The sequence below is a fragment of the Paenibacillus litoralis genome (genome assembly GCF_046244365.1).
GTDB lineage: Bacteria > Bacillota > Bacilli > Paenibacillales > NBRC-103111 > Paenibacillus_V.
On record NZ_CP176395.1, the window covers coordinates 3,091,789 to 3,114,513 of the forward strand.

15 protein-coding genes are annotated in these 22,725 nt (G+C 52.5%); 13 read left to right on the forward strand and 2 right to left on the reverse strand.

What is annotated here, in order from left to right; genetic code table 11:
* Positions 1–30 precede the first annotated feature (30 nt).
* Positions 31–1,626 (reverse strand): hypothetical protein, encoded by a 1,596-nt coding sequence (locus tag ACKGJP_RS12390; protein ID WP_409345941.1) that lies wholly within the window; start codon positions 1,624–1,626, stop codon positions 31–33.
* Positions 1,627–1,862: 236 nt separating this feature from the next.
* Between ACKGJP_RS12390 and ACKGJP_RS12395 the strand changes: the two genes are divergently transcribed.
* From ACKGJP_RS12395 to ACKGJP_RS12425, 7 genes are all read left to right on the forward strand, one after another.
* Entirely contained in the window at positions 1,863–4,133 is a 2,271-nt protein-coding gene (locus ACKGJP_RS12395; RefSeq protein WP_409345942.1) for a helix-turn-helix domain-containing protein, read from the forward strand.
* 452 nt (positions 4,134–4,585) lie between these two features.
* On the forward strand, positions 4,586–6,241 hold the full coding sequence (locus tag ACKGJP_RS12400) for a hypothetical protein (RefSeq protein ID WP_409345943.1): 1,656 nt from the start codon (positions 4,586–4,588) through the stop codon (positions 6,239–6,241).
* Positions 6,242–6,353: 112 nt separating this feature from the next.
* Positions 6,354–7,322, forward strand: coding sequence for an ABC transporter permease (locus tag ACKGJP_RS12405; protein WP_409345944.1), 969 nt, complete (start codon positions 6,354–6,356; stop codon positions 7,320–7,322).
* A gap of 14 nt (positions 7,323–7,336) precedes the next feature.
* Positions 7,337–8,239, forward strand: a complete 903-nt coding sequence (locus ACKGJP_RS12410; RefSeq protein ID WP_409345945.1) for a carbohydrate ABC transporter permease — start codon at positions 7,337–7,339, stop codon at positions 8,237–8,239.
* Between the two features lie 54 nt (positions 8,240–8,293).
* Positions 8,294–9,511: a sialidase family protein gene (locus tag ACKGJP_RS12415; RefSeq protein WP_409345946.1), complete on the forward strand. Its 1,218-nt coding sequence runs from the start codon at positions 8,294–8,296 to the stop codon at positions 9,509–9,511.
* A gap of 102 nt (positions 9,512–9,613) precedes the next feature.
* A complete protein-coding gene (locus ACKGJP_RS12420; protein WP_409345947.1) occupies positions 9,614–11,689 on the forward strand; it encodes a hypothetical protein in 2,076 nt (691 codons plus the stop codon).
* A gap of 47 nt (positions 11,690–11,736) precedes the next feature.
* Positions 11,737–11,868, forward strand: coding sequence for a hypothetical protein (locus ACKGJP_RS12425; protein ID WP_409345948.1), 132 nt, complete (start codon positions 11,737–11,739; stop codon positions 11,866–11,868).
* Positions 11,869–12,302: 434 nt separating this feature from the next.
* On the opposite strand, the gene ACKGJP_RS12430 is transcribed toward ACKGJP_RS12425, so the two are convergent.
* On the reverse strand, positions 12,303–12,587 hold the full coding sequence (locus tag ACKGJP_RS12430; protein ID WP_409345949.1) for a hypothetical protein: 285 nt from the start codon (positions 12,585–12,587) through the stop codon (positions 12,303–12,305).
* A gap of 331 nt (positions 12,588–12,918) precedes the next feature.
* Here ACKGJP_RS12430 and ACKGJP_RS12435 point away from each other — a divergent pair, with 331 nt between their 5' ends.
* The 6 genes from ACKGJP_RS12435 (at position 12,919) to ACKGJP_RS12460 (ending at position 22,592) form a co-directional block, all read left to right on the forward strand.
* Complete coding sequence (locus ACKGJP_RS12435; protein WP_409345950.1) at positions 12,919–13,065, forward strand: DUF1796 family putative cysteine peptidase; 147 nt, start codon at positions 12,919–12,921, stop codon at positions 13,063–13,065.
* A 394-nt stretch (positions 13,066–13,459) separates the two neighbouring features.
* Complete coding sequence (locus tag ACKGJP_RS12440; protein WP_409345951.1) at positions 13,460–15,757, forward strand: helix-turn-helix domain-containing protein; 2,298 nt, start codon at positions 13,460–13,462, stop codon at positions 15,755–15,757.
* Between the two features lie 311 nt (positions 15,758–16,068).
* The gene (locus ACKGJP_RS12445; protein WP_409345952.1) at positions 16,069–16,953 is read left to right on the forward strand and encodes an ABC transporter permease; all 885 of its coding nucleotides are present in this window, start codon (positions 16,069–16,071) and stop codon (positions 16,951–16,953) included.
* An 18-nt stretch (positions 16,954–16,971) separates the two neighbouring features.
* On the forward strand, positions 16,972–17,856 hold the full coding sequence (locus ACKGJP_RS12450; RefSeq protein ID WP_409345953.1) for a carbohydrate ABC transporter permease: 885 nt from the start codon (positions 16,972–16,974) through the stop codon (positions 17,854–17,856).
* 62 nt (positions 17,857–17,918) lie between these two features.
* Positions 17,919–19,472: a hypothetical protein gene (locus tag ACKGJP_RS12455; protein WP_409345954.1), complete on the forward strand. Its 1,554-nt coding sequence runs from the start codon at positions 17,919–17,921 to the stop codon at positions 19,470–19,472.
* 120 nt (positions 19,473–19,592) lie between these two features.
* On the forward strand, positions 19,593–22,592 hold the full coding sequence (locus ACKGJP_RS12460) for an Ig-like domain-containing protein (RefSeq protein WP_409345955.1): 3,000 nt from the start codon (positions 19,593–19,595) through the stop codon (positions 22,590–22,592).
* Positions 22,593–22,725: the final 133 nt, after the last annotated feature.

Here is a 22,725-nt window from a genome sequence, read left to right on the forward strand (position 1 = left end):
TTGCGCTGTTCTCAAAATGAGCCATCCTCATCATTTGCTGTAAGCATCCAGCCCCTTTTGCATGATCGCGATCATCTCGTCTACGCGCATGCTCTTCAGCTTCGCCACATAGGCATCCCACTCCTGCTCGATGCCGCCATTGACAACCCAGTGGATGAACGTCTGTCTGACGTACTCCTTGACGTTCATCTGCAGCTGAGTCAGCTTGTCGCGATCGTCCGGCGAGTAGGCGACATAATCGGGAAAGAACATGTCGAGCGGTGCGACAACCGGCTCGTACATCGCAACTGCCCCGGCGCGGTCGGCATTGCTGTTTCCCGGCAGGTAACGGAGCTTGGCGGCTAAATCCGGCGTCATGGCCGATATGCCATCCACATTGGGAAATTCGCCCTCGGTCCCGCTTTCCGGCAAAATGTCGTACGTCCCGTCGTCATTCTTCTTTGTACCGTCTCCGAACAGCCCATACAATTCCTGTACGGTCCAATCGGGATCGGCCAGCAAGTCAGCCAACCGGGCCGTGGCGACCGGATACTTGTTGTTATTGAAGATGGTGAACTGATTGTTGCGGACGATCCAGGTTTGCCGCCGGTACAGCTGCCTGGACACGCCTTCGGCTTTGGGCGGGAGCATCGGCACATAGACGTCGGGATTTGGATTGCTGTAGGCTTCAAAGGATCCGGCAATTTCCGGCTTTGCCCCCCATTTCGCATAAAAAGCGCTCCAATCGTCCGTGAATACTTCGGGCGGAATCAACCCCTCCTCATAAAGCCTGTGCAAGTAGGCAAGCGGCTTTTTGATTTCCGGATTCAAGGCCTGGAATCGGACCTTGCCGTTCTCGACCGACACATAGTTTTCGTCCGGTACGAGGATGCCGAAGGAGCCCCCGAACAAATCCAACTGACCGCCCACATATTGATCCCAACGAAAATAATACGGGATCGCGTCTTTCGGAATGTCTCCTTTTCCGGCGTTCGCCTTAAATTGCGCCAGCGCATAGGCGAATTGCTCGGTTGTGGCCGGAACCTGCAAACCGAGCTGGTCCAACCATTTCTTGTTGATCAACCATTGATCGCGTATGCCCAAATAGACGTTGTTTTGTTGAACGAGGCCGAGCGCATAAATGTTTCCGTCAGCGGCGGTCATCGCTTTTTTGACGGCGGGATTCGAATGAAGCAGCTTCGTCCAATTGGGAGCGTATTTCAGCAGGCTGGAGAACGGTACGATGTCCCCGGCGTTTTGCGCCGTTTCGATTTGAAACGGCGACGGGTCGGCGCGCAGCATGAGATCGGGATATTGCCTGGAGGCGAACATCAGGTTCAGCTTGTCCCGGTTGTCGACGGATATTTGTCTGATATCGAGATGGATGCCGCTCTTCTTCTCCAAGGCTTGGAAAAATTTAGATTGATTGTAGTCGCCTTTGAACGAGGTAACGATGACGGTTTTGAGCGTTATCGGCCGGTCCACAATCGGATACCCGGTCAAATGGACGGCGACGCCGTTTTCGATAATCCGGTTAGCGTCTCCCGAAGCGACGGGGGAGTCGGAAGTTGCCGATCGCTCGCATCCCGGCAAGAGAATGGCGGACCCTAACGCGACGACGAGAAGCAATCCGGTCCATTTGTTCACGATTCTATCTTCCTCTCCGTTTTGCCGCAGATGGGTCGACCCCATAGCGCTAATTAATACAACAAGAATAGCAAGTAAGCATGGTTTCGTAAATATGCGGTTGTTGAGGCATAGGCGATTATTCCAAAGTGGGCGGTGGGGCGTCCGGCGAATGTACATTCCCGGAAGTTTGAGATATATTTAATAACAAAAACAATATGAAAGCGCAATCATGTAAGGAAAGGCGGTATGCGAATATGCTTTGGCCAAAACGCAGCGTTTTGCAAAGAAACCGGCTGTATTTGCAGTATTTGTTTTCCTACATGCTGGTATTAGCCATCCCTCTCGCCATTATCGCCATGCTGGTTTACAACTATTTCTTCCATTTGCTGAAAGAAGAAGTGGTCAAAAACAACGTCAATCTACTCCAGCATGTTGTCACCGCCGTCGATACGAATATTACGGGCATGAACACGGTGGCCTACCAAATCTATAACAACCCGGATCTGACGACGCAGCAAATCGGCGACGGTCCGAATAATACGTCCAGAGGCATCCATCAATTAAAAAGCTATATTTCCGGCAGCAACTTTGTAACCGATGTCGTGGTTTACTACAATCAGTTGAACAAGTTCGTCTCCTCGACGCGAACGTTCACGATGAAGGATTTTTTGAAAACATACTACGGAGATGCGGTCTCCGAAGAACAATTTCAAGTGTCGGCCCGGAACATAAACGGCAATGCGGTCTGGGTGCCAGGCAGCGATTCGGATGGAGGCGATGGGGGCAAGATCGTGACGTATTTGGTGCCCAACAGCTCGAATTACGACAAACGCATGGTGCTGTTCATCATCAAGCAGCGGGCGTTTGAACAGATCATGGGCAGCGACAAAGGCAATATCATGGCGATGAACCCGAATCGCCAGATCGTCGCCGCCTCCAAAGAAATCAATCGTCCGACCGGGCAGGAGCTGCTGGCCTTCATTCGACCGGATCTGCCCGAGCAGTCGATCATCACGAAGGTGGGAGTTTCCTCCCATTTCGTTTCTTACATTCAGTCCCCGGAAACGGGCTGGAGCTATTTTATGATCATGCCTGTCGTCGAAGCGATGAGCCAGGTTATCGCCGCCAAGCAGACCTTCCAATGGGCTCTCCTAGCGATCGTCCTTGCCGCGGGCATCATGATCCTGTTCAATATGCGGGTCAATTATCGGCCGATCCGCCAGCTACGCCTGTTTGCGGAATCGGAGACCGGAAGCGTCGCCGAAACCGGAAACGAGTTCGAAGCGGTGCGAATGACGATCAACCGGATCAATCGTACGAATAAGATGCTGAATGATCAGGTCAAAAGCAATCGCAACGCAGTCAAGGACTTTCTGCTTAGCAGCCTGATCCGCGGATCTTTTCCGCATGCGGCCGCCTTTAACGAGAGAGGAAGCGATATCGGCATTTCCTTCAGCAAGCCGTTGTTTCGCGTCGCCATCTTCTCCGTTGCCTTGTCGGAGCGGCAGCGGAACCAGTCCGCCGCATCGCTTCCCGAGCTAATCGAGCTGATGGAACGGGAGCTGCAAGTCAAGCTCGAAGGTTACGGCCGCATGAACATCGACAATCATCTGATTTTCGTTCTGGCGGATCGCCAGGAGCCGGACCGTCAAACGCTGTATGAAGCTTTGACGCTTATGCAGCAGATCATGATGAATCGGCTGGGCGCCCATATTGCGGTCGTTGTCGGCAAAGGATATACGGAAACGAGACAGATCGGCAAATCGTGCATCGAAGCGTATACGGCGCTCGATTACCGGCTGGTCAAAGGAACGGACCAAATCATTTATTTCGAAAATACGCAAATCGTGGCCGCATCGGACTATTCGTATCCGGTCGAGGCGCTTCGAACGCTCGAGCTGTCCATCATCGAAGGGAACACCGAGCAAATTTCCTCTACCGTTTCGGAGCTCGTAAATCAAATTACCCGGTCCGACATGCCGCTGTTTGAAGCACGCTGCCTGTGCTACGATATTATCAATACCGTATTGAAGACGATGCAATTGATCAATAAAAAGTTCGTCGGGCTGGATAAAGGCTATATCGACGTCATATCGCTCGCCCAATTCGAAACCGTGAAAGACCTCGGGCGGAGCGTCAACGAGGTTTGCCAGTCGATCTGCAGGTACATCAAGGAAAATCGAGAGAAGCACGATCAGGAGCTGCTCCAGCAGTTGGTCGCCTATATCGACAGTAACTACCACGACATGAATTTTACGGTCCAGAATATGGCCGACCATTTTCACATGTCCCTTTCCAATTTGAGTTATTATTTCAAGAAATGCTCCGGCCAGAATATCTCCGATTACATGAATTACCTGCGCATCGAAAAAGCGAAGCAACTGCTCAGTTCGACGGAGAAGCCGCTCATCGAGATCATCTCCGAAATCGGGTATTGCGACGTATCGAGCTTCGTACGCAAGTTCAAGAAGGAGGTCGGCACGACGCCGGGCGTTTTTCGCAAAATCACCTATAAAGGCGTATAGACAGGGAAAAAGGGAACCGGCTTTCGGTGACTGCGCATCGGCGATGCGTAGTTGCCGGGAGCCGGTTTTTCGGTGTATCAGAAAGTATATCCCCGCTGTGGCATGGTAAACACCAGCGTCAAAGACGCCGGTAGGCGTTTATCCTTGGTTAGGAGCAAGGAGGCAGACGGGACCCATGCACATGATTGGAAACCCGCATACCTCCGTACGCGGAAGGCCGCCGACTCCGGCCGAAGCCTTGCGGCGCCTGGCTTCGGCTGTCATGGAAAAATGGCACATCGCTCGATAGCGGCCGATTTACGCTTCCGCGGCTCTTCTGCTAGCCTGAAGAAGCGATCGATCCGCAGCGTTTGTTTGACAGACGGTCAGCCCGGCAAACAGGCAGTTTGTTTGTCGGCGATCGTCCGGCAGTCAGAATGGGGAAGCAACTTTTGAATAGGGGGAAATGACAGATGAGCAGAAACTGGATCAGGCTCGTTTCTGGAACCGTTTGCATCGGCGTGCTGGGAGGGGTGTTGGCCGCATGCTCGGACAATGCCGGCAAAGCCGGGGAGAACACGCCGGCGGCAAGCGGCAACGGCAAAGAAGCGCAACTGCTGGACGGCGGTGTCACGAATGCGACGGGATATCCGATCGCGGCAACGCCGATCACGCTGAACGTAGGCATTATTTACGGCGCGCATATGGGAGATTTCACGAAGTACGACATTTGGAAAAAAATCGAGGAAAAAACGAACATCAAAATCAATCTGAAAGTTTACAGCGATGTGGAAAAGGTCAACTTGATGTTCAGCAGCCGGGATTATCCGGACATTATGCTGCGCATGGACCCGACGCCGCAGGCGATTTCCGATGCGGTCGAGGCGAAAGACATCGTGAACGTCGACAGCCTGCTGAAATATGCCCCGAACTGGGGCAAGTTTTTAGAGTCCAATCCGGATTTGAAGCAACAGGCTCTCATGCAGGACGGCAAGCTGTACGGCTTCCCGTTTGCCCAGATTGACGAATACAGCTACGGCCTGCGCGACCAATGGTTCATCAACCGGAAATGGCTGGATGAACTCGGGCTGAAAATACCGACAACGACCGAGGAGTTCAAAAACGTGCTGATGGCCTTTAAAGAAAACGCAGGCAAAGGCTCCATCCCCAAAAACGTGACCCCGTATTATATCCAGTACGGAAACAGTATCGGCGGTCAGTTCGATTTGTACGCGTCGTTCTGGGTTTATACATCCCCGGGCACCTATTTCATCGTCGAGGACGGCAAGTTCAAATCGCAGGCCACGAACCCGGACTTGAAAGAGCCGATCCGGTATTTGGCCGATCTGTACAAGAACGGCTTGATCGTTCCGGAAGCGTTCACGGACGACTGGGGCAAATATACGGCTGCCATTTCGTCCAACCCGCCGATCGCCGGGTCGATGACCTCGTATAATGATCAAAGTGCAGGCTATACGGACGGGAAATGGTGGTACCCGATGGCGCCGCTCAAATCCCCGAACGGCAAAGATCCGATCATTCGCCGTCAAAACCGCAGCATATGGCCGAGAAACTTCGTCATTTTCAAAAACAACAAATACCCCGTCGCGTCGGCAAGACTAGCGGATATGCTGGCGGAGCCGGATTGGTCCATGACGATGAACTACGGCAAAGAAGGCGTAGCCTGGACGAAAACGAACGACGGCAAATATCAATTGACGAATCAAAAAATCGAAAACGATGCCGACAAAGGGCTTGGCAACTACGGCATCGCGCTGCTCGACGAGAACATGTTCAAAAATAAAATCGTCAACACGAACGTGGGCAAGGAAGGCACGAGGGAGTGGGCGTTCAACAACATCTATAAGAAGTATTTGCCCGCCAAAAATTTGAACTACCCGCCTGTTCCGGCAGGATTGCTGAAGGACACCGAAAAACAGCGCATGACCGATCTGGAAAAAGGCATCAACGATTATATCAAAACGACCGTCGCCAGCTGGATATCGGGCAAGGGCAGCGTGGACGCCGAGTGGGACGGTTATGTGAAGAAGCTGCAAAGCATCGGCCTGGATGAATACATCCAATTGAATCAAAAACAGCTGGATGCAGCCGCCAAGCTCGGGAAGTAACCGGGCGGCGGGGGATCAGGCGGCAATCGCGGCGGGCCCAATCGCTAAATCAGAGCGGGCTCGCCCAACCCGCCGCTATCCGCATCCATAGCATGCACGGGAGGAGTTCAGCATGATCGATTCAAATCCGGCAAATCCGGCGATCCGGGAGCAAACCGCGATGCGGCTGTTCAGCAGGAAACTGCTCAAGGTGAAAGAGAATATCGGCTTGTACTTTCTGGTCCTTCCCGCATTGCTCTATGTCATTCTGTTCGAATATGTTCCTTTATACGGCGTCCTGATCGCCTTCGAAAACTTTAAACCGGTCAAGGGCATATTGGGGAGCGACTGGGTCGGGCTGTATCATTTCGAGCGATTTTTCAAGCTGGACATCTTTTGGACGCTGATCAAAAATACGTTATCGCTCAGCTTATACACGCTGCTGGCCGGCTTCCCCATTCCGATCATTCTCGCTCTGGCGCTCAACAGCACGAACAGCAAGCGGCTGAAAAGCGTCGTGCAGACGATCACGTACGCTCCGCATTTCATCTCGACGGTCGTACTCGTCGGCATGCTCAACGTGTTTCTGGCTCCCCGCCTGGGGATTGTCAGCCAGATCCTGCATAACATCGGCCTGACTTCGGGGCCGCTCATGATTTTGTCCGATCCCGGCGCTTTCGGGCATCTTTACGTATGGTCCGGCGTTTGGCAGGGGATGGGCTGGGGGAGCATCATCTATTTGGCGGCCTTGTCGGGCGTGGACCCTTCGCTTCATGAAGCGGCGATCGTGGATGGCGCCAACAAATTTCAGCGTGCGTGGTATATCGATCTGCCCTCGATTCTGCCGACCATCGTCACCCTGCTGATCTTGAACTGCGGGGGCATATTGAGCGTCGGCTTCGAGAAAGCGTTTTTGATGCAAAACGCTTTGAACTTGGGCGCTTCCGAAGTCATCTCCACTTATGTTTACAAGGTCGGCCTGCTCCAGTCCCAATACAGCTTCTCGGCGGCGGTCGGCCTGTTCAATGCGGTTGTGAATTTGATTTTGCTGCTTTCGGTCAACAAATTAGCCAAGAAATTGGGCCAAAACGGTATTTTCTAAAGGCGGGAATCAAGATGACGGACTTAACGCGCAAAAGCGGATCTGATCGGGCGTACGATATTATGAACGGCATATTTTTGGTGCTGATGCTGGTCATTGTGGCGTACCCGCTGTACTTTATCGTAATCGCTTCCTTCAGCGACCCTTCAGCAGTCGGAACGGGCATGGTGATCTTGTTTCCGAAGCGCATCAATTGGAAAGGATTCGAGCTTATTTTCGAATACAAGCAGCTATGGATAGGCTATCGCAACACCGTTTTTTACACCGTCATGGGAACGCTGCTCAGCGTCAGCCTGACGCTGATGACGGCTTATGCTTTTTCGAGGCGGGACATGGTCGGACGGGGCGTCATCGTGACGCTGTTCATCATTCCGATGTTTATAAGCGGCGGGCTGATCCCAACCTACTTGCTGATAAGAGATTTGAACCTGATCAACAATCCGCTCATCGTCGTCATTCTCGGAAGCGTCAGCATGTGGAACATCATCATTACGAGAACGTTCTTTCAATCCACCATCCCCATCGAGCTGTTCGAAGCGGCGAAAATGGACGGCTGCGGCAATATCGGCTACTTTATCCGGATCGTCCTGCCGCTGTCCAAAGCGATTATCGCGGTTTTGGTCGTATTCACGGCCGTTTGGCATTGGAATTCGTTTTTTAACGCGCTGATTTATTTGAACGACCGGAATTACATTCCGCTGCAACTGGTGCTTAGGGAAATATTGACGAGCCAGACGCAGATGATGCAGCAGCTTGATCTCGGCATTGTGGACCAGAACATGGCTGAACAAATGATGCTGACCGAGTCCGTCAAATACGGCATCATTATCGTTTCCAGCTTGCCGATTTTGTGCCTGTACCCGTTTGCGCAAAAATATTTCGTTAAGGGGGTCATGATCGGTTCGCTGAAAGGGTGAGCCGGGATTTGAAGCGGCGCCGCCGCTATCCATCTATAACAGAGGTGAAGGCAAATGAATGTGCTGGCCGAAGATTTTGTCCGTGTTTACGAATCCGAAGATCCGTCCCGCATCTATTGCTACAGTCCCGGTCTTGCGCAGCTTCCTTCCGGCCGCCTTGCGGCAACGCTCGATCTTGGCGGTCCCGGCGCGAAACCCCCGTTCGGAAAGTTGTTCACTTCGGACGACCGGGGCCGGACGTGGGCGCACCGGTCCGATTTTCCGTTCGTGCATGCAAGACCGTTTGTTGCCGGGAGTTCCCTGTATGTGATCGGCCATGACGGAGATTTGGCGATCATGCGATCCGATGATGGAGGGGAGAACTGGACGGATCCGGTTCGGCTAACCGAGGGCGAGGAATGGCATCAGGCGCCGTGCAACGTCCACTATGCGGGAGAATCGGTTTATCTGGTCATGGAAAAACGCAAATACCGTCGCATCGAAGGCTGGCCCGTAGGCGAACTGGCGCCCGTGCTCATGCGTGGAAGGACGGATGTCGATCTGACCCTGGCCGCTAACTGGACGTTCGCCTCCGAGCTCGCCTTCTGCGATGCCGTTCCGGCGGAGAGGCTGGACGATTTTGGCATTCCGTTCTACCATAGCGATCCGCAGCGGTATATCGATATTGCGCCTGGCCGAGGCTGCGCCCCTGCGGGATGGTTGGAAACGAACGTCGTGCAGTTTACCGACCCCGATCATGCGTGGTTCGACCCGGAGGGGAGAACGTTTCATTTGTGGATGCGCGCGCATACGGGGGGAAGCGGCTATGCAGCCATCGCCAAAGTCGTGGAAGATAAGAACGGTTCGATGACGACCATGCTGGAGACCGTTCCGTCGGGGAAGCATGCCGTGTTCGTTCCCTGCCCGGGTGGACAAATGAAATTCCATATCCTGTACGACGACCGCACCCGATTGTATTGGCTGCTCAGCACGCAGGCGACGGACAGCATGACGAGAGCGGACAGACTGCCGCCCGACCGGTACAATTTGCCGAACAACGAACGGACGAGGCTGCAGCTGCATTTCTCCAAAAATTGCATCGATTGGTGCTTTGCCGGCTTGGTTGCTGCGGGGCCGGGGGCGAAGCATTCCCGTCACTACGCCTCCATGGTCATCGACGGCGAGGACTTGCACATCTTGAGCCGGTCGGGCGATGAGCGGGCGTTCAGCGCGCATAACGGCAATTTCATTTCGTTTCATACCGTCAAGCGGTTTCGCGAGCTGGTTTATTGACAACAAAGGGAAGACATAAGCGTCCTTGTTACGATAATGGAAAATCAGTTTATGCTTACGAAGCGAGTTTGGCTCTCGCAAAACGTTTAGGAGGAATGATTCATGTCCGACCGCAAGGATTCGAACGAAATGTTGTCCCGCAGAAAGCTGCTCGCTTCGATGGGAACGGCAGGAGCCGCGGCTCTTTTGTACGGCTTGACGGCGGGAGTGGCGAATGCGAAGGAGTCTTCCGTGACCGATGCCGTCTACGGAGACGATCGCGAACATGATCGTGATTCGGACAAACAGTCCGGAAGCAATATCCGCGCTCGCGGCGTTTTTCGACCGCGCGTGAAGATCACGCAGGAATGGGATGTTTTGGAATTCACAGCGGCGAGCGGCATCACGACCGGATACCGGTGGGCCGGTCCGCGCCCGCACACGACGACAGCTGACAACCCGGCTGCCGACGGAGGCATTGGCGATACGGCATGGGTGGCCATCTATCAGACCGGGCTTGAAGAAGAGCTGGCGAAAAACGGCGGTGCCTTGCTTGTCGGGGGTGCCAGGCCGGTCTGGCGCGTTGTCGACTCCGATTTATGGCTCACCGACCCGACGGCCGCGGTCAAGGCGGTGCTGGGCTTGGCGGCCGTGAATGGCGGCGTCGTTCTGATTCCCGCCGGTACGCACAACTTTACGGCATCGGGCGGCAACATCGAATTGCCGCCGAACGTCATCCTTGCCGGCGAAGGGGTTGGCGTCACGAATCTCGTCTGGAACGGCGACGGGTACCTGTTCCGTTACTGGAGAAGCTCGGCGACATGGGGCGGCGCTGTCGGCACGAGCCATGCGATAACGGATTTGTCGATGAACGGCGGAGACAATCTGAATTCGACCGCGGTGGAAATCTCGGATACATACGGATTCAAGCTCCGTAATATCAGCATGTACGGGTTTACGGGCGGCAGCGGTCTGGTGCTCCATACACGTAATTTCTGGGTCGAGGGAACGACGCTGGAAAATGTTTCGATCAGCAACTGCAAGCGCCATATCGTGTTCAAGCGTCAACCGGGAACGGCCAACATGCCGTCGTACGGCTATACCACATTTCGCAACGTCTCGCTTAACGTCCGCGATGGCCAGATCGGGATGCTGGTTGGCGACGATGCGTATCATAACGCGCAGCATGAAATCTACAACGCGATTTTGGAGGTCAACATCTGGACGACGGGCAACTCGATAGGCGTCGCCTTCGGCAAAAACGGTACCATCCGTGATTCAAGCGGAATTTTCCGTTGTGAAACTCCGCCTGAGGGGGCTCCATTCTCAGGCAGCTTCTTTCAAATCACATACCCGGAAACGTCGGGCATGTTCAACTTTGACGGGCTTGTAAGAACTTCGCATTTGAGCAAAGCCGAAGACTGGAGAAATACGTGGCGCGATCTGCGCTACCAGAAGCTGCGCGACATCGGGGAGCCCAAGGCCGGCGGCTTGCAAAACTTTGCGCAATGGTTCCGGATATGCCGGATCGGCGGGGACAAGTCTCTATTCAGCGGGCGAGTCAGGATGACGACGGATTACGGCAAGGCGTCCTACCGCACCGCATCCGCGGAATTTGCGTTCGGCGTCCGCGGCAATGAGGCCGGCGGCTTCAAGCCGATTTTTACTGTCGATGGCGACGGGTTCAACGGAACAAGCGACGTGTTTGCCAAATTTTCGGTTTATGCCGACGCGAGCGGAAAATATTGGCTGTACTTCCGCCGTCCGAAATATACGAACTATTGCGTGTTCGAGTATACGTACGACCTGTATCCGCAAGGGACCTTCGAATATTGGGACAAAACGGATTCGCCGGAGGCGGACGCTTCCCTGACGAAGGTGTGGGATTCCGTGTCTTATCCGTCCCAGGCATCCTACATCGGCGACGAAATGGTGTTTACCGGCCAGCGGGCCATCGCTTCGGCAAACGGCGGCAATGTTGCCTATCAAGTGGCGCACCAGTTGGGCATCGCCCCCGAATGGTATACGGCGACGGCGCTATCCGCGGATGCCAATGCCGTCGGCATTTCCTCGATTACGGCCGACGCGAGCAATATTACGGTCACGTTCAAATCGGCAACGCCCGCCGGCAGCGGGAATATCAAATTCGGGGTCGAGTGGGGACGCAAGCAGTTCAACAACCGTTTCCGGCCTTCGTAACGCTTCCCGCATATTAAACGATCGATACTCAACGTAGGAAATAAATCATGATACAAATGGTTGACAGCGTCTGGCCTACGATGATCACCCCGTTTACGAGTACGGACGCCAAGAAGCACGACCTGATCCGTCTGGCCGAGGAAAATAAAATTGGATTGTGGAGCGAATCAGGTGAATGACACGGCCGCGGAGCTGTCCAGAGAAAAGCCACCGTGTAAGGTTGCTGAAAGCAGGGTGTTGAGGTCATGGGAACTTAACTACATTACGGAAAGCCTGCGGATGCCGATTCGGCTACGAGCAGCCCGGCGGCGGACTGGAGAGTACGGATGCGCTCACGTGCAACTAGCAGATGAGCTCGATCCGGCGCTGGCGGACCGGCGACTGGCCGATAAAAATCCCGCTCTCTATCGATCTAAGCCTTGAGGTCGGATGGCTTTCGATTGCCCATAATTTGCTCAAGAAGGCAGCAATAGACTAAAAACATAAAATGGCGGCGCAGGGATAACATCCCTAACGCCGCCATTTTTCAAATAAACACCATTTTTTCACAATCGGGCCGCTTTCAAAAGTAATTGAAACTTACTTCTGGGACGGCTTCTTCAGTTTAATAGATTCATTCAAGATACGTTAGGTACAACAAGCGGCCTCTAGAAAAAACGACCCGAACGTCCGAAAAAACCCGAACGTCCAAAACGACCCGAGCGACCAAACCGTCCAGAGCGATCAAAGCGATCAAACCGATCAAACCGATCAAACCGATCAAAGCGGTCAAACCGTCTAGAACGATCAAACCGTCCAGAGCGATCAAAGCGATCAAACCCTCTAGAACGATCAAATCGTCCAGAGCGATCAAAGCGGTCAAACCGTCTAGAACGATCAAACCATCCGCCACAGCCAAAACAGTTACTCTCCGCTTTGTCTTGAAATCTTTTCTCCATCGTAACTCCCCCTCTCGATTTAATGATTCATTCTATTACTATGAGGGAGGAGGTGCTTGTTTAGTAGTTTAGTATTTTTAAAATAGGGCTTAGATATCCCCACCATCCTAAGCCATTGGGGAATCAGAAAATGTCCAATCCAATCTTCAAGTATCCAAATGTATTATAAATAAACATGAAAAACGAAGAGGGGTGGTTCATGATGTTATTACAGGAGCTTAGAGGACATTATGATGCCGTTTTCAGCTTGGTTCGAATTGTTCGCCGGCAATCCAACTTCAGAAAAATAACTTGAAGCCTTATGCCGGAGTGCTAGACTGGATGACTTCAGAATCGCTTTCCCACGTAAATTCCCTCTTGCGAAACCGCTTTAGAGGCTTCATGGAGCTTGAAAATATGGCGGTTTTAGCATCTTCTCCGAATTTAAAAGCAAGATAGATCGGCGCATTCAGCGTTTTTTGGAAAAGACTGCAACAAGTCTTCCTTCAGGCGGATTGCATTCCGGACAATAAATCCGAAACGTCCGGAAAGGAAAGCAGAGCAGTAGACCCTTGCTGACGTTTTGAGCTTCTTCTTAATTACGCATAACTCAAGTTAGACGAAATTATAGATATGAGAACTAACGGCTCGGGCCCTCCAGTCGTTGCATTTCTGCGACGGCGGCAGGTTCGATCACTGCCGTACGTACGGCGGTTCTTCCAGCACAACCCGGTCCAGCGACCGGTGCAAGCCGACGGCGGTGGCAGGTTTTTTTGAAAGTGTAAGTATGCAAGCGCTTTTATTGTAGCTATAATAAAGGAAATCATGACGGTAATGAATAGGGAGGAGAAGCATGCGTGTGATTAGAGCAGCCATCCAATCGGTTCTCGCAAGAGGAATGTATTACAGGAGGTTGCTGGGCTTCGGGATTGTTGTTCTATGCATCCCCATTCTTCTTGCCGCTTTTTTGACATATGCGATCGTCTCCGACCATTTGGAGCGGCAGGTAAACCTGGCTAACCTCGAAATGATCGAACAGATTCAGGAGCGCGTCGACAGCGCTTTGAATTCCATATCGAAGTCATCGCGCGGGATTACGCTTGACCCAGGCATGCAGCAATACTTGTACAGGACCGATCGCCGCGATTTTGTAGAAATGGTCGATGTGTTGGACAAGTTGACCGCAGCGTCAAGGTCAATCGAGTTTACGAATACGGTCAATCTTTTTTTGCCGGAGGAGAAATTCGTGCTGTCCAGTGAGAAGGGCTATCAGAAATTTGACGCTTTGCGGGACAGCTATCCGTTCCTCAATGCGGTAGGAGCCATGTCTAAGCCGAAATGGATGATGCTGAAGAAAGGCTCGATCGACGTCATTACCTTTGTGCAGCCATTACCTATTTTTACGGATACGCCGCGCGCTTATTTGACCGTCGAGGTGGATGAAAGTTCTTTTCATTCGACCTTACGTGCAGCGGAGAGGTTCAATATAGGAAACCTGATGCTTTTGGACGAAACGGGTACAGTGGTCTCCCATAACGATAAGTCTCAGCTTGGATCGATCTTTGGCAGTAATCTGGAGGGTTGGACGCAGAAGCTGAACGCGAAGGGGCGATCGGGCTTTTTCAAGCATGCGGAAGCGGGCTTATACACGGTTTACGCAAAATCGGATATGAACGAATGGATGACGGTTCTCAATGTCCCGCTTTCGGTCATGGCTTCGCCAAAAAAGCAGGTTGCGCAGACGACTGTGCTCGTTTGTCTAGGTTCGCTCATTTTGGGTATGCTGCTCATCTACTTGAATTCGAGGAAACTGTATGCTCCAATCCGCAATTTATTGAGGCAGGAAGCCGGAGTGCCATCTGCGCAGGGAGGAACGAAATTAGATGAATGGGCGCTCATACAAAATCATTGGGGCAACTTGAAGAACCAGATCGGCAAATATCATGATGTATCAAGCAAGCAGACGCTTTCTTTGCGCGAATCGTTCATGATGCAAACGATTTACGGGTATTATGATAACGAGCAGCCAGAGCGGATCAGGGAAATGGCCTTGCAATATGACATTCAAGCCGACGCATGGTGGGACGTCATCTTGGTAGAACCTGAAAACTACGAGCAATACAGCAGGTTTAAGAAGGATGACAAGCACCTGATTTTGTTGGCTATATCCAGTATCTTTCAGGACTTGATGAAGCAGCACAATGTGAACGGCTATTTCGTCTTTGGCCAGGATGCGGTCCGGCTGATCGTTGTCGTGCAAGTACCGATTGAGACGAAAGCTACGCAGTGCCGGACGGTCTTCATCCAGTTAGCCGAATCGGTCCGGCTTTCGGTAAACACGTATTTGAAATTCGATTGCTCGATAGGTATTGGCGCGGTATGCGACCGCATAGACGGAATTCGCCATTGTTACTTGGAAGCGGAGGAAGCACTCGCAACGAGAATCACGGCGGGTGGAAACCGGACAATCGCATTTGCGGATTTGTCAGCCTTTCGGCATGAACTCATCTATCCCTACGAGATTGAACATTCGTTGATACAGGAACTACAAAAAGGCAACAGGGAAGGCTTCGGGCACTATTTTGAACAGTTCGTGCAGGTTGTTACGAAATGCAACTATCCGGTTTCGTCGGTTTATGAATCATTTCACGCCTTATTCGTACAGCTTTTGCGAAAGGCACAAGAGCTTTCGCCCGAGCAGGCGAGGATGCTGTCAGGGATGGACGCGATGAAGCATATTTTATCCTGCCGGATGACCGGAGATATGGTGCGATGGTTTGAAGAAAAGGTGTTCCCGGTTCTGCTGCCCTTATTCGAAGATGCGATGGACGACCGGGGTAAAATCATGATCGAAGCAGCCAAAGCATACGTTCAGGAACGGCTGGAGCTGGATCATTCGCTTACTTCGATGGCGGAATATGCGGGTGTCAGCCCCGCGTACTTCAGCAGGTTGTTCAACAAGCATACGGGCCATAACTTTATTCAGCATATTGCCGAGCTTAAGGTAGAACGCTCCAAGGAGCTTCTGCTGCACACCGATACGACGATCTCCGAAATCGCTGAGCAGGTTGGCTACAATGAACGAACGTTTCGTCGGGTTTTCAAGAAAATGACTGGGTATTCGCCGGCCAATTTCCGTAATCAGCAATAAAACGATGATGGAGGCATCCATACGTACGTAAAAAACCGCCCGTTTGGGCGGTCATTTTTTTATCCGGACGAAGATTCTGCAGTGTCGAAAATGTCCGGCGATGCCGGAAAAGCCTGATAGGACGCGCAGTTTCGGCAGTCTCCAATACCGACAACAATTGCACCTATTCAGCCGCTCTGTTCCCGGATTAAGCTGTTTGTAGCCGGCTAATCAGAGCGAAGGGAGAGAGGATTATTCAAAACACAGGTTCGCTAGAAGCCGTTCCTATTGCCACCAGGCGAGATCAAGGCAACCGTCTGATGTGGAAGAGGGTGAAACGGTACAAATACATCTACTTGCTGGCGTTTCCAGCGGCGCTGTATTTTCTCGTATTTAAGTACGTTCCAATGTGGGGCATTTTGCTTGCTTTTCAGGAGTACAGTCCATTCCGTGGATTTTGGAACAGCGAATGGGTCGGCTTTGAGCATTTTGCCCATCTATTCGCGAGCAATCAGTTTTGGAACTTGTTCCGGAATACGCTGCTCATCAATTTGTTTGGACTCGTGTTTTTTTTCCCGCTGCCAATTGCGTTGTCGCTCGTGCTTAACGAAGTAGGCCGAGAGTCCGTAAAGCGGGTTATTCAGTCTATTATTTATTTGCCTCATTTCCTGTCGTGGGTCATCGTCGTTAGCTTTACTTATTTTTTTCTGTCCGTCGATTTTGGGCTGGTTAACAAAGTGTTCGCCGCCTTGGGGTGGGACAAAATCAGCTTCATGTCGGATCCGAACTACTTTTGGGGACTGCTGACCGCCCAAAGTATTTGGAAGGAAGTCGGCTGGGGGACGATCATCTTCTTGGCCGCGATCGCCGGGGTCGATCCGCAGTTGTATGAGGCCGCTTACGTAGACGGAGCAGGCCGGCTGCGGCGGATCTGGCATATTACACTGCCTGCGATCCGCAGTACCGCCGTTATTTTGCTCATTCTCCGGCTTGGCCATATGCTGGATGTCGGCTTTGAGCAGGTGCTGCTGATGCAAAGCCCGCTAGTGCTTCCTGTCGCCGAGGTATTCGACACGTATGTATACAAGCGCGGGGTGCTTTCTGGAGAGCTGAGCTACAGCATAGCGGTCGGTTTGTTTAAATCGGTGGTCGGGCTGCTGCTTGTTGTCTCGGCGAATCAGCTTGCCAAACGTTCAGGCGAAGAGGGACTTTACTGATCGGGAAAGGAGAAACCAATGATTAGGTCAAAAACTACCGCCGTTTCGAAAGCCGCCGATGCTTTCGTCTACATCTTTCTTATTGCGGTTGCGCTTACGATGCTGTTTCCATTCGTTTATATTTTGGCGGTGTCGTTCACAGATGAAAGTGTCTACGTAAGCGGGGAGCTCGTACTGCTGCCCCCCAAATGGTCGCTGGATGCCTATCGGTACGTCTTGTCGACAGACAGCTTCTTTCATTCCTTTCGATCGACGGCATTCATCACGATTGTCGGAACGGTTCTGAATCTGCTGTTTACGACAACATTCGCGTATGCGGTGACGAAACAGGAGTTGCCTGGACGCCGCTTCCTGCTTCTGATGGCACTGTTCACCATGCTGTTCAGCGTGGGAATTGTGCCGAACTATTTGCTGGTTAAGGAGCTTGGGCTGATCAATTCGCTCTGGGCACTTATTTTGCCGGGGCTGACCGGTGCGTGGAGCATATTCGTTCTCAAGTCGTTCTTTCAGAGCTTGCCGCCCAGTCTGGAGGATTCCGCGCAACTCGATGGCTGCAACGACATTCAAGTGTTCGTGCGGATTATTTTTCCGCTATCACTGCCTGCGATCGCCGCTTTCTCGCTTTTTTTCGCGGTGGGATTATGGAATACGTATTTCAGCGGCTTGCTGTATATCCGCGATGTGACGAAATGGCCGCTTCAGGTGCTGCTGCAGCAAATCGTGCTCGAGCCGAACAGCAGTATGGTCGGGGACGCTACGCAATTCGATTCCGAAGCAAAGCTGCCTCCTGAGACGATCAAGATGGCCGCCTTAATGATTGTCATGCTGCCGATTTTATTGGTGTATCCGTTACTCCAAAAATATTTTACCAAGGGCGTGCTGCTCGGCTCGGTTAAAGGTTGAAAAAAGATGCCTTCTTATGAATCGAATGATGAAATAGCAAATAAAAAGGGGAGGAAACAAAAATGGTACAAAGAAAACGTGTGTTGGCCTTATCGCTCGCAGGTTCATTATCTCTTTCGCTGTTAGCTGGCTGCGGAGGGAACGTTACCCCTTCGGATAGTAAAGGAAGCTCGCCGTCTCCTGCTGCGACTACGGAGGTTGCGAAGCAGGAGGAACCGGTCGCAATCAGCTTCACGACCCCACTCTATAACGAGCCGCCCAATTTCCAGAGCGATTACTACAAGGAGCTGGATAAACGTGCTAACGTTAAGCTAACGATCAAAGCAACACCGGTTAACGCTTACAAAGAACAGTTGAACTTGGCGCTGTCCTCGAACGAACTGACTGATGTCGTCGTCAATCTGGAGCTGTTCGACCCCGTTACGATCGGCGCGGTACGCCAGGGAGCATTCCATGATTTGACGCCGTACCTCGGAGACTTGAAAAAGTATCCGAATCTGGGGGGAATTCCGAAGCAAATTTGGGATAATTCCAAAATTGACGGCAAGGTATTTGCGATACCGCGTCCACGCGGATTGACCGATCAATCGCTGCATATTCGTAAGGACTGGCTCGACAAGTTGAGTTTAAAGGCGCCGTCGACCGTGGAGGAACTGCGCAACGTACTGAAAGCGTTCGTCGAGAAGGACCCCGATGGCAATGGGAAAAACGATACGTACGGGCTGGCGGTGTTCGGCGCTGCGCTCAATTCTGCGAGCGCGCCGCTCGGTTCGGCGTTCGGGGCAAATAAGCCGACGTTCGAGGGAGACAAGCTGCTCATTCCATGGATGACCAAAGGTTACCGGGATATGCTCGAATATTTCCGGGGATTGTACGCGGATAAAATCATTACCCAAGAGTATTCCGTGCAGAAATTTGGCCAGGATACGGAGATGTTCCAGAGTGGCAAAGCCGGAGTTGTAGGCAGCTCGATCAACGGGGCTTGGGACATTTGGACGAATGCGAAAAAGACGGACCCGAAGGCAGAAATTTTGACGCTGCCGCCGCTCAAAGGACCGGGAGGAGACGGGAGCTTCCTGCCGTCGGGTTACTTGGGAGGTATCATGATTTCCTCCAAGGTGCCGAAGGATAAAGTCGAGAAAATATTGAAATACCTGGATCAGTCTGCTTCCAAGGAGTTCGTCGATTTCGAGAAATACGGCATTGAGGGCAAGCACCATACGAAGGAAAACGGCGTTCCGAAAGTGAACGACGAGATGTTCAAGAAGGAAATCGGCAGCGCCAGCCTGATGGTCGGCTTGTACGATCCTTACAATAAGGCACTGACTGCGAAAGCGACACCGGAGTTTAACGAGGTTCAGAAGAAAGTATCTGATCAATACGCGGCCAAAGGCGTGCCGAATCCGTTAGAGGGGCTCATCTCTGATACGAATGCGAAGCGTTCAGCCGATTTGTTCAAGGACCGCAACACGATCCTGACGAAGGTTGTCGTCGGCCAAAGCACAATGGAGGAGTGGGACACTTACGTGAACCGTTTGAAGGCGGATCCTGACGTTCAAAAAATAATGAAGGAGTATGCCGATCAGTACAAGCTGAAATTCGGGGAGAAAAAATAGCGTTAAAGGTATCGGGGAATAGGCTCGGGTCGCTTATACGAGGATGGCGGGCCTTTTCTTTCCAATCATAAGTAAACGCTTTCAAGCGAGCGAAGATGATAATGTAACGGAGGTTAACTGATGAAAAGAAGGATATTACCTGTAATCATAATGTTGATTGTTACACTTGTGATCGGCCTGATTGCTCCTTCGCCGTGGTCGAATCTTCTGGCCGAAGCGTCAGGGGGCGCGAACATCGCTCCGGGCGCAACCGTAACGGCCAGCACATACGGAGCGCAGGACACACCGGACAAAGCCATAGACGGGATCAAGGACAATAATGCGAGCAGATGGAGCTCCAAATGGTACGCAACGCCGCCGGCAGGCACGCCGAAGCTTCCGCAATGGCTTCAGCTGGAGTGGAATGCTCCCGCGAGCATCGATAAAGTCCGGCTGTGGAGCGGCAACATGACGTCGCCCGGCTGGCAGCTCGTCGATTTCGAGATCCAATATTGGGACGGCTCCGGTTGGGTGACGGCAGCTGCGGTTTCCGGCAATGCCAAGGACGGCAAGCTCGGGCAGTTTAACGATTTGACGTTTGCGCCCATTCAGACGCAAAAGCTTCGCGTATATGTGACAGACGGCTGTCAATACGATACAGTGGCGCGCATATTCGAGATCGAAGTGTACGAGAGCGCCGGGCCAAGCCTGGAGACCGTACATATTGATACGGCCGAACGGCACCAGACGATCGAGGGCTGGGGCGGCAACGTGTATCCGCAATTTATTCCTCTGTTCGCGGCGAACGATCCGAATTACATGAACAAGATGCTGGATGAGTTGAAAACGACGAATATACGCGTTCGCAGCTACTGGTATTTGATGGAGGAAGCGAACGACGACGGCGATTCGCAAACATTCGACTGGAGCGAGTTTCAAGCGGGAGACAAAGGAGATGTGCATAAGGAACTTCTAGCTTTGCAAATGCTCTATAACCGTGGCGTGAAGCTGACGCTCGGTTCGTGGCGGTTTCCGAACTGGATGGTCGGCAAGCCGCCGGGGTACAACTGGTCCGGCGCCCAGATGACGCTGCCGGCCGATATGGACGACGAATACGCGGAAAGCATGGCAGGCTATTTGCTATATGCCCGCCAGCATTACGGCGTGACTTTCGACTATATTGCGGTCGCCAACGAGCCGAACGGCGGAGGCGTTTATATCAACGGCATTACGCCAGCACGATACGCGTCGCTTACGCAAAAGCTTAAACAGAAACTGCAAGCGAATGGCTATCGTGCCGAGTATTTGGCCGGCGATACGAACGCGGCGACCATATCCGCCGCACAGTATGCGGAAAGCGTCTTGTTTGAAGACGCTTATGCGAATCCAGAAGGGCAAAGGCTTTTTAACACTCTTTCCTATCACGCTTACGAGCGATCTGTCGCTGGGCTGCAGCGGTACGAGGAAGCGGCCCGGACTTACGGCGTCAAGCTGCATGTCGGCGAGCAAGAAGACCAGATCATCGTTACGGACAAAGACAAATGGTCACGCGCGATGAATAACGCCGTTGCCATTCACGATTCGCTCACTTACAGCAGGGCGAATTTGCTGCAATACTTCGCGTATTCGGCGACGGATAGCGGAGGCTTGGTCATTTACAGCTACAGCGGCAAAACGTGGTACCCCGTCTATGACATGCTTAAGCATTTTTATGATGCGGCGCCGTCGGGCTCCGTCATGATCGGGGCTCATCCTGATGCTTCGTCAGTTTCCGATCTGTACACCGTCGCGTTCGAAAAGCCCGACAGAAGGCTGGAAATCGTCCTGATTAACACCGCAACCGAAACGCGCCAAGTGAAGCTTACCGGGGTCGGAAGCCGCATGTTTTCCGTGCGCAGCAGCGGCGAATTTACACGGAACTCGCTGGGACAGGATATTGCAGGCTCAACGGCCGGAGAGGTTACGGTTACGGTCGCACCTAACAGCATCGTTTCGCTTTCGGAGAAAGCTGTAGGGGGGACGGTCCAAGCCCTTCAACTGAGCTCAGCCTCTTCCACTCCGTTAATCAAGGGAGATCGAGTTCAATTGTCGGCAGCGGCAAGCTACAATAATGGAACGGAAAGCAATGTGACGGCCGACGTGCAGTACGCAAGCAGCGACAATGCGGTAGCGACGGTGACGCGTTACGGTTTAGTAACGGGATTAAGCGCGGGAACGGCTGCGATTTCGGCGACGTTCGGAGGGCGAACCGCCGTCTATGAGCTGAAGGTGGAAGCTATCGGGGTGCGATTGCTGCAGCTGAGCGGGCTTTCCTCTCCCGTTGACATAGGCAGCGAGCAGCAACTGGCGGTGACGGCACTCTTTTCAGACAACACATCTCGGGATGTGACGGCTTATGCTGAGTTTGCGAACAGCAGCCCGCTCATAGCGGGAGTGGATGCTGCGGGTAAAGTAACCGGCTTGTCGGTAGGTTCGACAGTCATTACGGCAACTTACAGCCATCTGTCAGTGGCTGTTCCTGTGATGGTGCAGAGCAGCAATTCCAGCATAGCTGCAAAATCGATGTTAACCGGTGACGGGTTTGTAAGCCCGGGAGAGGATTTTGCGGTACGGTACGGGTTAAAGGGAGTAACGGAAAGCGTGTACGCTCAAGATATTATCGTCAGCTTCGATCCTGCATTGCTGAAATACATTTCCGTTCAATCTTTACGGGAAGGCATCAGCATTGTAAGAGCTGTTAAACAAGATGAAGGCAAGCTGCGGGTCATTGTAGCGAGCCAAGGGTCCTGCTGCGGGTTCACCGGCGATGGGGACATAATCGCAATCGCGTTCAAAGCCAAAAACATTCAACAAACGGGTACAGCGAATGTTACGGTATCGAAAGTTATGCTAGGCGACGCTCTGGGCATAGAAAGCGAAGCGGCTTCTGCCTCGTTGGACATTCTCGTTGAACGTGTTACTCCTGGGGACGTAAACCGGGACGGCAAAGTGTCCGTAGGCGACTTGTCCGTCGCTTCCGTTAACCTGGGCAAAGGTAGCGTTGATCCAGATTGGAAGCGCTTGAAGCCAGCCGATCTGGACGGAGACGGCGTTTTGACTCCCACCGACCTAACCTTGCTCGCAAAGCTGCTGATGAACTAAGGGGATGATACGGCAAGCCAATGTGATTTGGCCATAAGGGCTATTCATGTATCCGAATCTGGATCGCTGCATATTCGTAAGGACTGGCTCGACAAGTTGAGTTTAATCCCCGATATGTAAGCGCATCCATTTG